This window comes from Streptomyces ossamyceticus (assembly GCF_001418475.1).
GTDB classification, from domain to species: Bacteria; Actinomycetota; Actinomycetes; order Streptomycetales; family Streptomycetaceae; genus Streptomyces; species Streptomyces ossamyceticus.
The window spans coordinates 1-12248 of the sequence record NZ_LIQX01000685.1; the positions used below are offsets into that span (position 1 = coordinate 1).

Sequence of the window (12248 nt, forward strand, 5' to 3'; positions counted from 1 at the left end):
CCACTGCGTGTGCCCGGCCGGTGGCCGCAGCACGTCCCGGTCGTCGGTGGCCCGTACCAGCCACCGGCCGGGCACACGCAGTGGCGGCTCGACATCACCGAACCCGGATCCTTCGGGAACCTCGCCCTCGTGCCCGACGAGGAGGGCACCGCCGAACTCGCCGCGGGGCAGGTACGGGTGGCCGTCCGGGCGGCGGGGCTGAACTTCCGCGACACCCTCATCGCGCTCGGCATGTATCCGGACCGGGCCAGGCTCGGCAGCGAGGGGTGCGGCGTGGTCACCGAGGTCGGCCCCCATGTCACCGCGTACGCGCCCGGCGACCGGGTGATGGGCACCCTCGACACCGCCTTCGCGCCGCTGTCCGTCGCCGACGCCCGCCTCCTCGCCCCGGTGCCCGACGGATGGACCGACACCGACGGCGCCTCGGCCACGGTCGCCTTCCTGACCGCGTACTACGGCCTGGTCGACCTCGGCGGGCTGAGTGCCGGCCGGCGCGTCCTGATCCACGCCGGCGCCGGCGGAGTGGGGACCGCCGCCGTCCAACTCGCCCGCCACCTGGGGGCCGAGGTGTACGCGACCGCCTCCCGGCCCAAGTGGGACGCGCTGCGCGCGGCCGGCCTCGACGCCGCGCACATCGCGGACTCCCGCACCCTCGGCTTCCGCGACACGTTCCTCGCCGCCACCGACGGCCACGGCATGGACGTCGTCCTCAACTGTCTCGCCGGCGAGTTCACCGACGCCTCCCTCGAACTGCTGCCGCACGGTGGACGGTTCGTCGAGATGGGCAAGACCGACCTGCGGGACCCGAAGACCGTCGCCGCCGCCTTCCCCGGCGTCGGGTACCGGCCCTTCGACCTGGCCGAAGCAGGACCGGAGCGCATCCAGGAGATCCTGCGGGAGCTGGGCGCACTCTTCGCCGACGGCACGCTCACCCCGCCCCCGGCGACCGCGTGGGACATGCACCGGGCCCCCGGCGCGTTCCGGGCGCTGGCCCGGGCGAACCTCGTCGGCAAGGCCGTCCTCACACTGCCGTCCGCCGGGTTCGCGGCGGACGAGACCGTACTGGTCACCGGCGGCACCGGCACCCTCGGCGCCCTTGTCGCCCGGCGGCTCGTCACCCACCACGCGGCGCGGCGGCTGCTCCTGCTGTCCCGCGGCGGCCCCGAGCCGGACGGGGCGCGGACGCTGCGCGCCGACCTGGCCGCGCGGGGAGCGGACGTCGAGGTCGTGGCCGGCGACATCGGGGACCCCGGCACGGCGACCATGCTCCATGAACTCCTCGTACGCCGAGGGACACGGCTCGGCGGCATCGTGCACTGCGCGGGAACCACCGACGACGGCGCCCTCGGCTCCCTGACCGAGGAACGCGTCGAGCGCGTGCTCCGGCCCAAGACGCACGGCGCCTGGAACCTGCACCGGCTCACCGAACTCCACCCCGAAGTGCGGCAGTTGCTGCTGTTCTCCTCGGCCGCCGCCACGGTCGGATCACCCGGCCAGGCCAACTACGCCGCCGCCAACGCCTTCCTCGACGCCCTGGCGCACCGGCGCGCCGCACAGGGACTGCCCGCCGTCTCCATCGGCTGGGGCCTGTGGGAGCAGGCCAGCGCGCTCACCGCCCATCTCGACGCCACCGACCACCGGCGGCTGCGCTCCAGCGGCTTCCGGGCCCTGACCACCGACGAGGCACTCGCCCTGTTCGACGAGGTGCTGCTCGGCAGGACCCGGGGCCCCGTCGTCGTGGCCGCCCCGGTGGACGGCGCCGCCCTGCGGAACCGGAACGCGCGCGAACCGCTCCCCCCGTTCTTCCAGACCCTCCTCGGCCCGGCCGGCGCCCGCACACGACGCCGGGCGGCCGGGGAGACGCACGAACCGGGCGCGGTGCTCCGCAGTCGACTGGTGGCCATGCCCGAGGAACGCCGCAGAAGCACCCTCCTCCAACTGGTGCGCGGCGAGGTCGCCGCCGTGCTCGGGCACGCCGACGCGGGGCTGGTGGACACAGAGCGGTCCTTCCGCGAGATGGGATTCGACTCCCTCACCGCCGTCGAACTGCGCAACCGGCTCAACGCCGCCACCGGACTACGACTTCCGGCCACCCTGGTCTTCGACCATCCACGCCTGGACGCGCTCGCCGCCCATGTGTCGGAGCGGTTCGGCCCCGCCGCAACCGGGTCGGCCACCGCCGCCGACGGCGGTGCCCGGGAGGCGGAGATCCGCAGCCTCCTGATGTCCGTGCCCTTGGCGCGCCTGCGGGAGAACGGTCTGCTGGACCCGCTGCTCGCCCTCGCGACCGGGCGGACAGGCCCGTCCGGCGGGGCCGTGACGGCGGAACCCGACCGGGGCGACGACATCCGCGCCATGGACGCGCAGGCACTGGTGGAAATGGCCAGATCCCTTTCCGTGGAACGGGAAAGCGAAACGGGAACTGACGCGTAATCATCGTTCCGACTGAACTCTGAGAATCTTTACATGTCGCATCCGGAGCGTATCCGGAATGCTCACTTCCATGGTCGCTGTGCCTTGGCTATGTTGGGTGCCGAGTCGGGCTCGACTGCTCGGTCGGGGCGGCGAACCTGGGGAACGGCTCATCATTTACCGGTGCGATGTTCTGCGGGGGCTCCGAACGCATCGGTCAGTACTACGGACCGTCCGGCGCGTTCTGCGAGTTCTGGGTCGATCCCACAGAACTCGCAGAACACGGTGGGGTGTGATTGGGGTTAAGTACATGTTGTTTTCTGGCCGAGACGACAAACTGCGACTCATGAAGTCCCTCCTCGCCGAGTGCGAACGCGGCACCGCCCTCACCGTGGTCCTGGAAGGAGGCGCCGGCTGTGGGAAAACCGACCTCATGGAAGGCTTCGCGCACCATGCCGCGGAGACCGGCGCCACCGTCCTCACGACCGCTGAACTCGAATCCAGCACCGCGCCGGGAACGGACCGTCCCACCGCCTCGACGGGAACGCGCGACGGCACGGAACTCCCCGCCTTAGACGACCTCATATCGACGCTCGCCGAGCGCGCCCCCGTCATCATCTGCCTCGACAAACCGCAGGACCGCGAGGAACCGACCTGGCGCCGGCTGCTCGCCGCCACCCGGCGCCGACTGCGCAACAGCCCCGTCATGGTGGTCCTCACCCTCCTGCCGTTCGGCGGCTGCCAGGGCGACCTGCACCGCCATCTGCTGCGCCAGCCCAACCTCCACCGCCTCAGGCTGAGCCCACTCGACCGGGACCAGGCCGCCCACCTGTGCGAGACCCTGCACGGCGGCCCGCTGGGCGACACCGACCGCGAGGCACTCCACGCCCTCAGCGGCGGCAACCCCCTCCTCGTCCGCGCCCTGGCCGAGGAACTCGCCATGCGGGCCCGCTCCGGCCCCGGAGCGCCCTGGCCCTGCCCCCGCGGCCTGTACGCCCAGGCCGCCCTGGACTGCGTACGACTCAGCGGTCCGCTCGCCATGTCCGTGGCCCTGGGGATGGCCGCGCTGCGCGACTTCTCCGACCCCACCGGCCTGACCGCCGTACTGCCCCTGGACTGGCCGGAGATCGTGCGCGGCATGAACCTGCTGCGCGAGGCAGGGCTGGTCGACGGCTTCCGGCTACGGCACCCGGAGATCGAGACCGAGGTCCTGGAGCACGCGGAACCCGGCCGGCGGGCCGACGTCCTGCTGCGGGCCGCCGAACACGTGCGCCGGTGCGGTGCGGGCGCACGAGCGACGGCCCGCCATCTGCTCGCGAACGGCCACATCACCGAGTCCTGGCAGATGGCCACCCTCCAGCGCGCCGCCGACGAGGCCCTGGCGGACGACGACGCCGACTTCGCGATCGCGTGCGTCGACCTCGCCCACGACGCGGCGACCGACTGCTGGGAACGCGCCCGCATCGCCCTGAAACGCCATGTGGTGCTGTTGCGGACCGAACCGTGGCGGGACGACCAGCGGTACCTGGAGAAGCCCGAGTGGCCGGTATGCCCGCACGGCACGGACCACTGCGCCGCGCAGGCGGTGCTGACCGCCCTGCTGATGATCGGGTGCGGCCGGCTGGAGGAGGGCGGCGCGATGCTCCGCACCGTGGCCGCCGCCGACGCCGGGGTGACGGGCCCCCGGCCGGACCACTTCAACGAGGGCTGGCCCTGGTTCTTCTGCCTCACCCCCGGCGTACCCGACGCCTGGTCACTGCGGATGTCGTCCGAGCAGACCGCCTGCGGCGAGGCACACGACGTCGGCGGCCGGATCCAGGCCGACGGGGTCAGGTTCAGCGTCTGCGTCAACCGTCACCACGTCCGGGCCCGCGCCGTCCACGAGATCGAGGAGCACCTCGGCGCCTGGACCCTCGGGGACACGACCCTCGCGCTGATCGTGCCCGAACTGCGACACCTGACGACCATCGGCCGGCCCGACCTCGCGGACGCCTGGTGCGAGCACTTCGCGGGCGAGGCCGCCGAGCGCGGCGTCGAGGGCTGGCGGCAGCTCTTCACGGCCCTGCGCGCCGAGAGCGCCCTCGCCCTCGGCAGGGTGCACGAGGCGGAGACGTACGCCCGGGAGGTCGTCGACCTCGGCGGGGACGCGCCCAGCCACTGGCTGTGCGGCGGCGTCCTCGCCTCCCTGATCGCCGCGTGCACCGCGTCCGGCCAGTACGAGGAGGCCGTCCGGCTGCTCGACCGGCCCGTGCCCGACGGCTTCTACCGCAGCGTCCACGGGCTGGACTACCTCAGGGCGCGCGGCCAGTTCCTGATGGCCGTGGGCCGGCCCCATCTCGCGCTGTCGGACTTCCTGGCCGTCGGCCGCCACACCGAACGCTGCGACCTGTCCATGCGGGCCCAGCCGGGCTGGCGGATCGACGCGGCCGAGGCATGGCTCGCGCTCGGCAACGCCGACGAGGCCGAACAGCTCCTGTACGCCCACGAGGCCCTCGCCGGCGACGACACCAGCCTCAACGCCGGGCTGTGGCTGCGGGTGTGCGCCCAGCTCGCCGAGGCGTCCGAGCGGCCGGGACTGCTCACCCGGGCCGCCGAGCACCTCCAGGCGTCGGGCAACTCCTGGGAGCTGGCCCGCGCCCTGGTGGACCTCGCGGAGGCGTACCAGGACCTCGACCAGTCGGCCCGCGCCGACCTGACCCTGCGCAAGGCACAGCAACTCGCCGACGAGTGCGGCGCGAGCCCGCTGCGGGAGCGGATCGCCGTCCTCGGACTCGTCGACGGACGGCCCGTCCTGCGGTCCCCGCGCGGCCCCGTCAGGGTCCCGGACCCCGCGGCGAAACTCAGCGACTCGGAGCGGCGCGTGGCGGTCCTCGCCGCCCGGGGCATGACGAACCGGGAGATCTCGACCGAACTCTTCATCACGGTCAGCACCGTCGAGCAGCACCTCACACGTGTCTACAAGAAACTCGACATCACCTCCCGTCAGGAACTGCCGCTCCATATCGAGCTGGCGCTGCCGGAAACGGCCTGAATCGCGAATTTCCGGGGGCCGGTAGGGGTTGTCCGGACGAGCCCGCCGCTGCCAGGTTTCCCTCAGACGGAAGCACACCGTCAATCCATGAGATGCCGGAGGTTTTCGCCATGGCCACATACAGGGTATTGCTGTCCGACGCACCGGTGTATTTCCCCGACGAGGAAAGGCTGCAGTTCGCCACCTCGCTGACGGAGAAGATCAAGCACCGCTTCGGCGCCGGATACGAGCACTTCGTCCACCGGGGCGAATTCACCACGATCGACGGGGAGGAGGTCGCCGTCTTCCGCTGGACCACTCGGACCGCGATCGCCGAGTGAGCGGCCCCGGCACACCCGGACAGGGGGCGCCGCGGAATGTGAGGGGTGGCGTTAGGGGGCGGAGCCTCACCTAGCGTCGACGACACCGGCAGCCGTACGAGGAAGGGCCGACATGGGTTCTGTGACTGACGCGGTGCTCGCGGGGGAGGGCCCCGAGGAAGTGGAACGTGCGGCTCTGCCGACGAAGTTCACCGCCGCGCACCTCCGCATCGAGGACGTGGACGCCTTCCGGGACGTCGCCGACAAGGACGTGCGCAAGACCCTCCGGGTCGGCCCCGTCCCGATGCCGGAGCCGGCGCCCGACGAGGTGCTCATCGCCGTCATGGCCAGCTCGATCAACTACAACACCGTCTGGTCCGCCACCTTCGAGCCCCTGCCGACCTTCCGGTTCCTCGCCGGCTACGGACGGCAGGGCGGCTGGGCCGCCCGCCACGACCAGCCGTACCACGTCCTCGGCTCGGACGCGGCCGGTGTGATCGTGCGGGTCGGCTCCGCCGTCCGGCGCTGGCGCGTCGGGGACCACGTCCTCGTCAACGCGGCCTGCGTCGACGAGCAGGAGGCCGTCACCCAGGCCGACGGCATGCTCGGCGAGCACCAGCTCGCCTGGGGCTACGAGACCAACTTCGGCGGACTCGCCCACTACTGCCTGGCCCGCGCCGGACAGCTCATCCCCAAACCCGCCCACCTCACCTGGGAGGAGGCCGCCTGTGTGCCCGCCTGCGCCGGCACCTCCTACCGGATGCTGGTCTCGGACCGCGGCGCCCGCATGAAACAGGGTGACGTGGTGCTGATCTGGGGCGCCACGGGCGGAGTCGGCGCGTACGCCGTGCAGTTCGTCAAGAACGGCGGCGGCATCCCCGTCGGAGTCGTCGGCTCGCCCCGCAAGGCCGAGGCGCTGCGGGCCCTCGGCTGCGACATCGTCATCGACCGCTCGGAGATCGGCATCGGCGAGTCCGAGGGCGACGACTTCGAGCAGGCCATCGCCGACGGCAAACGCCTCGGCGCGGTCATCCGCCGCGAGACCGGCGAGGACCCCCACATCGTCTTCGAACACGTCGGACAGGCCACGTTCGGGATGTCCCTGTTCGTGGTGCGGCGCGGCGGCACCGTCGTCACCTGCGGCTCCAGCACCGGCTACCGGCACCGCTACGACAACCGCTACCTGTGGATGAAACTCAAACGGGTCATCGGCAGCCATGTGGCCAACCTCCACGAACAGTGGGAGTGCGCACGGCTGTTCGGTCAGGGGCGCGTCATGCCGGTGATGTCGTCCCTGTTCCCCCTGGACGAGGTCGGCGAGGCCACCCGGCTCGTGCAGCGCAACGACCACATCGGCAAGGTCGGTGTCCTGTGCCTCGCCCCCGAACCCGGCCTCGGCGTCACCGACCCCGAACTCCGGGCCCGGATCGGCGAGGACCGCCTCAACCCGCTGCGCCCCTTCGCCGCCGACGTGCCCGGCGCCCTGGCGGTGACCCGATGACCACCTCCATCGGCATCCTCGGCACCGGTTCCTACCTCCCCAAGGAGGAGATCACCAACGAGGAGATCGCCCGCCGCGTCCCCGGCATCACCGCCGAGTGGATCGGTCGCCGCACCCTCATCACCGGCCGCCGCTACGCCGCCCCCGACGAGGCCACCTCCGACCTCGCCCGGCACGCCGCCGTCGCCGCCCTCGACGACGCGGGCGTCACCGCGGACCGCATCGACCACCTCATCGTCGCCACCTCCACCGGCGACGCCCCCCTGCCTCCCACCTCGTCCCTGGTGCAGAACGCGCTCGGCGCCCACCGTGCCGCCGCCTTCGACATCAACATCGCCTGCGCCGGCTTCGTCTACGCCCTCGACGTGGCCCGCGCCCTCGTCGCCCAGCGTCCCGGCTCCCTCGCCCTGGTCATCGGCGCCGACCTCTACTCACGGTTCCTCGACTACGGCGACCGCGGCACCGCCGTCCTCCTCGGTGACGCCGCCGGCGCCGCCGTGGTGGGCGCCGTGCCCGAGCCGTACGGCATCCTCGACGTCGAACTCGCCGGACGGGGCGACGCCCACGAGCTGATCTGGATCGAGGGCGGAGGCAGCCGCGTGCCCGCCTCCGCCGAGACCGTCGCGAACGGCGGGCACCACCTGCGCATGATCGGCCGGGGTGTCGCCGACTTCGTCATGGCGAACGTCCCCCCGATGATCGGGCCCCTGCTGGAGCGCACCGGCACCACCCTCGACGAGGTGGCGCACTTCGTGCCGCACCAGGCCAACGGTGTCCTCCTCGGTGAACTCGTCGAACGCTGCGGACTCACCGGCGCCCGCACCCACACCCCGCTCGTGAAGTACGGGAACATGGGCGCCGCCTCGGTGCCCGTCGCCCTGGACGAGGCGGCCCGCGCACATCTGCTGGGCGACGGCGAACTGCTGCTGCTCGCCGGCTTCGGCGCGGGCATGGCGGCCGGGCTCTGCCTGCTGCGCTGGTCGGCCTGAAGGACCGCGTCCCCGTCGTACCCGGACCCCCTCACAGAAGGAAAGCATGCAGTGACCCAAGCCCCTGCCCCCGACGACGTCGACCTGCCCCTGATCCGAGAGTGCCCCTACGCGCCGCCCGAGCGGTACGACACCTTCCGCGCCGACGGCGCCCCCACACCGGGGCGGCTCTACAACGGGCGGCGCGCCTGGCTGATCACCCGTCACGACCAGGCCCGCGCCGTCCTCGGCGACGAACGCTTCAGCTCCGACATCACCAACCCCGGATACCCCCTCTACGCCGCCGCGTTCGAGGGGTTCCGGGCGTTCCCGCTGCTCAACACGATCGACCCACCGCTGCACACCGTGCACCGCAGGGCGCTCGTACGGGAGTTCACCCTGCGCCGGGCCGAGGACCTGCGCTCCCGTATGCGGAGCAAGGCCGACGAGCTGATCGACGCCATGGTCGCCGGGGACGGCACCGCCGACCTCGTGGGGCAGTTCGCCCAGCCGTTCTCGGCGAGCATCACCTGCTGGGCGCTCGGCATGGAGTACGCGGACATGCAGGCCTGGCTGGCCAGTTCGTACTCGGGGAGCGGCGGCGTGCCCCAGGACCCCGAGCAGGCCGCCGCCGCGGCCGCCAAGGCGATCCTCGCGCTTCAGGAGTACTTCACCCGGTTCGTCGACACCAAGGCCGAGAACCCGGGCGACGACCCGATCAGCCGGGTGATCGACCAGCACGTCACCACCGGATCGCTCACCAGGGCGGAACTCGCCAACCTCTGCTTCGTGATCTTCACGGCCGGTCAGCAGCCCGTCCAGAGCATGCTGACCGTCGGGGTCGCGCTGCTCCTCGACCACCCCGACCAACTGGCGATCCTGAGGGAGGACCCCGCGGTCCTGCCGTCCGCCGTCGACGAGACGATACGGATGGTCAGCCCGCTGGATCTGATGCCCCGTGTGGCCCTGACGGATGTCGAGGTGGGCGGGCGGCTGATCCGCGAGGGCGAGGGTGTCGTCGTCGCGGGCGGCGGCGCAAACCGTGATCCCGCCGAGTACCCCGACCCCCACCGGTTCGACGTGCGCCGCGAGGTCCGCGGACACCTGGCGTTCGGCTCCGGCATCCACCACTGCCTCGGCGCCAATCTGACCCGGGTCGGCCTGGAGGTCGCGTACGAGGCCCTGTTCAGGCGGCTGCCGGGGCTGCGGCTCGCCACGACGCTCGACGAGGCCTACGCCGTGCCGAGCTGGCACCCCGACATCCCGAGGCTGCCCGTCACCTGGTGACGGTCCGCCGGGACGGCACGACGTGGCCGCCGGCCCCCTCACGGGAGCCGGCGGCCACGTCGTCGTGCGTCAGGTGCCGTGCGGGGCCGGCGTCCGTCGACGCCGGCCACCGGGCCGCCGACGGTCAGGCCCGTGTCACGTCGACCAGCAGACGGCGGGGGCCGACCACGTTCTTCGGGTGGTGGTAGGCGACCGCGTCGTCTTCCTTCGCCACGGACAGCTCGGAGAAACGGTCGAGCAGCAGGTTCAGGACGATCCGGCCCTCCAGGCGGGCCAGCGGGGCGCCCATGCAGAAGTGGATGCCCTGGCCGAAGCCGAGGTGGCGGCCCTGGTCGCGGTGGAGGTCGAAGGCGTCGGGGTCGTCGAACCGCTCCGGGTCCCGGTTGGCCGCCACCGTCCACAGCGTCAGCACCTGGCCGGCGGGGATCGTCACCCCGCCCACCTCCGACTCCCGTGTGGTCATCCGCACCAGCCGGGAGAAGGCCGGGCGCAACCGCACCGCTTCCTCGACCGCCGCCGGCACCAGCGACCGGTCCCGGCGCACCTCGGCGAGGGCTTCCGGGTTCTCGTCCAGGCACAGGACCGTGCTGCCGAGCACCGCCGTCGTCGTGATGTGACCGGCCAGCAGCAGCGTCCCGACGAAGCCGACGATCTCGTCGTCCTCCAGCTGACCGTCCTCGGTCCTGGCCGTGACGAGCTGGCTGATCAGATCGTCGCCGGGCGCCGCACGGCGCATCGCGATCTGCTCCAGCATGTAGGCCCGCATCTCGGTGGCCGTCCGCACGAACGAGGCGATGTTCTCCTCGCTCGGCAGCGCGCTCTCACCACCGCCGTTGGCCGAGATGAACGCGAGCCCCCACTTCTCGAACAGCGGCCGGTCCGCGAGCGGGATACCGAGCAGTTCGGCGATCACGAACACCGGCAGCGGATGCGTGACCGCCTCCACCAGATCGAACCGGCTCCGGTCGCCGACCTCGTCCAGCAGCGCGGAGGCCAGCTCGGTGATGCGCGGCTCCAGACCGGCCACCAGCCGGGGGGTGAACGCCCTGCTGACGAGTGAACGCAGCCTGCCGTGCATCGGCGGGTCCATTCCGACGACGTTCCCCTTCGCGATCCAGCCGGTGTCCGGATGCGACGGAATCACCGCCGACATGTCACTGGAATAGGTCGCCGTGTCGGACAGCACCCGCGAGACATCGGCGTACCGGAAAACATTCCAGAGTCCGGGAAACGCGTCGGGAACAACCGGGCTCTCCTGTCGGCTCTTCGTCAGCCAGGCCAGGAGCGACGGAAAGTCGTCCTGTGTGGCGGGCATCGGAGACTGCTGATCGGTGGTCATCGTCTCGCTCCTTCGGGAAGGAACCGGACGGTGAACCGGTCCCGTCTGCGGGAGCCTAATGACCTCGGCCGATGCCGGACACCCCTAGCCGGTGCGGTCCGCCCCCGATCACGTACCGCGACCCCCCTAAGAGATCAGTACGGGCTTGTGCGCGGCAATGCCGAGTCCATAACTTCCCATCGGTATCAACGGTGTCCCGAGTTTCCGGAGTTGACCATGAGCGCGCAGCCCATTCAGTCCTCGGACGACGCATTGCGGGATTCCGTTCCCGCCGAGAGCGGAGAGGTCGCCTTTCCCGGTCGTCCCGATGTCGCGGTGGAAATGCGGCAACTGGATTTCCTGCTCGGGGATTTCCGCATCGAATACACGAACCTCACCACCGAGACGGTCACCACGGGCGAGGCGACCTGCTCCACCCGCCCCCTGGCCGACGGCCGCTTCTACGAGCTGACCCAGCGTGTCCCGGTGCCCGGCCTCGTCGCCACCTGGCTCATCGGCTGGAGCGACGTCGACAACCGCTTCGTCAGCTTCTACTACGACGACTGGGGCCACCACGGCAGGTTCACCGGCCCCGGCTGGGTCGACGGGCACTTCAAGCTCACGGGCGACAGCGCGGTCTTCGGCGCCCGCCACGGCTTCGTGGAGGACTTCGAGATCGTCGACTCCGACCATCTGGTCAAGCACGGCTTCGTCGTCGTCGGCGACGACCTCGTGCCCGGCGACATCCTCCACTTCCACCGGATCTGACCCACCGGATCCGACCGACCGGATCCGAATGCCGGCGGATCCGACCCCACCGGGTCCGCCCCGGCGGATGCGAGCGGCCCACGGCGTGCGCCGTCCCCGAACGTTCCGAACCACAGGGAGGGAAGCGGATGACGGCTCCGTCCGAGGCGATCGCCGTGGTCGGCATGGCGTGCCGACTGCCCGGAGCCGGCAACCCGGCACAGTTCGCGGCCCTGCTCGCCCGCGGCGGCGACGCCGTCACGGAGGTGCCCGCAGGGCGCCGCTCCGTCGTCCCCGACGTAGCGGGGCTCACCCCGCGCGGCGGATTCCTCGACACGGTCGACGGGTTCGACGCGGGCTTCTTCGGGATCTCCCCCCGCGAGGCCGCCGCCATGGACCCGCAGCAGCGCCTGCTGCTCGAACTCGGCTGGGAGGCGCTGGAACACGCCGGTACCGTCCCCGCCGGGCTCGACGGCACCCGCACCGGGGTGTTCGTCGGCGCCCTCGCCGACGACTACGCCCGCCTCGTGCAACGGCACGGCCCCGGCGCCGTCACCCCGCACACCTTCACCGGGGTGCAGCGTTCCCTCCTCGCCAACCGCGTCTCCTACACGCTGGGCCTGCGCGGTCCCAGCCTGACCGTCGACACCGGCCAGTCCTCCTCCCTCGTCGCCGTCCACCTGGC

General features: G+C 71.9%; 9 protein-coding genes. 8 read left to right on the forward strand and 1 reads right to left on the reverse strand.

The window, feature by feature from the left end; all coding sequences use genetic code 11:
• The 6 genes from AOK15_RS36525 to AOK15_RS36550 all read left to right on the forward strand — a co-directional run.
• Positions 1-2433 (forward strand): type I polyketide synthase (locus AOK15_RS36525; protein WP_240508762.1); only part of this gene is annotated, 2433 nt, incomplete at its 5' end.
• A 325-nt stretch (positions 2434-2758) separates the two neighbouring features.
• Complete coding sequence (locus AOK15_RS36530) at positions 2759-5443, forward strand: LuxR family transcriptional regulator (RefSeq protein WP_240508763.1); 2685 nt, start codon at positions 2759-2761, stop codon at positions 5441-5443.
• Between the two features lie 110 nt (positions 5444-5553).
• The gene (locus AOK15_RS36535) at positions 5554-5763 is read left to right on the forward strand and encodes a DUF5988 family protein (protein ID WP_055522851.1); all 210 of its coding nucleotides are present in this window, start codon (positions 5554-5556) and stop codon (positions 5761-5763) included.
• 112 nt (positions 5764-5875) lie between these two features.
• Positions 5876-7243, forward strand: coding sequence for a crotonyl-CoA carboxylase/reductase (ccrA, locus tag AOK15_RS36540; RefSeq protein ID WP_055522839.1), 1368 nt, complete (start codon positions 5876-5878; stop codon positions 7241-7243).
• A complete protein-coding gene (locus AOK15_RS36545; protein ID WP_055522841.1) occupies positions 7240-8232 on the forward strand; it encodes a 3-oxoacyl-ACP synthase III family protein in 993 nt (330 codons plus the stop codon). Before ccrA ends, AOK15_RS36545 begins: the two co-directional genes overlap by 4 nt.
• A 51-nt stretch (positions 8233-8283) precedes the next feature.
• The gene (locus tag AOK15_RS36550; RefSeq protein WP_055522843.1) at positions 8284-9498 is read left to right on the forward strand and encodes a cytochrome P450; all 1215 of its coding nucleotides are present in this window, start codon (positions 8284-8286) and stop codon (positions 9496-9498) included.
• 124 nt (positions 9499-9622) lie between these two features.
• On the opposite strand, the gene AOK15_RS36555 is transcribed toward AOK15_RS36550, so the two are convergent.
• Positions 9623-10837: a cytochrome P450 gene (locus AOK15_RS36555; protein WP_055522845.1), complete on the reverse strand. Its 1215-nt coding sequence runs from the start codon at positions 10835-10837 to the stop codon at positions 9623-9625.
• Positions 10838-11053: 216 nt separating this feature from the next.
• Between AOK15_RS36555 and AOK15_RS36560 the strand changes: the two genes are divergently transcribed.
• Both AOK15_RS36560 and AOK15_RS36565 read left to right on the forward strand, forming a co-directional pair.
• Positions 11054-11584 (forward strand): DUF1579 domain-containing protein, encoded by a 531-nt coding sequence (locus AOK15_RS36560; protein WP_240508764.1) that lies wholly within the window; start codon positions 11054-11056, stop codon positions 11582-11584.
• Positions 11585-11712: 128 nt separating this feature from the next.
• A partial coding sequence (locus tag AOK15_RS36565; RefSeq protein WP_167738897.1) for a beta-ketoacyl [acyl carrier protein] synthase domain-containing protein occupies positions 11713-12248 on the forward strand: 536 nt, incomplete at its 3' end.

What these genes read in the sequence shown, in the direction of transcription:
- AOK15_RS36560 (WP_240508764.1), top strand. Translation starts at nt 11,054, where the DNA reads ATGAGCGCGCAGCCCATTCAGTCCTCGGACGACGCATTGCGGGATTCC.
- AOK15_RS36555 (WP_055522845.1), bottom strand. Translation starts at nt 10,837, where the DNA reads ATGACCACCGATCAGCAGTCTCCGATGCCCGCCACACAGGACGACTTT.
- AOK15_RS36545 (WP_055522841.1), top strand. Translation starts at nt 7,240, where the DNA reads ATGACCACCTCCATCGGCATCCTCGGCACCGGTTCCTACCTCCCCAAG.
- ccrA (WP_055522839.1), top strand. Translation starts at nt 5,876, where the DNA reads ATGGGTTCTGTGACTGACGCGGTGCTCGCGGGGGAGGGCCCCGAGGAA.
- AOK15_RS36530 (WP_240508763.1), top strand. Translation starts at nt 2,759, where the DNA reads ATGAAGTCCCTCCTCGCCGAGTGCGAACGCGGCACCGCCCTCACCGTG.
- AOK15_RS36535 (WP_055522851.1), top strand. Translation starts at nt 5,554, where the DNA reads ATGGCCACATACAGGGTATTGCTGTCCGACGCACCGGTGTATTTCCCC.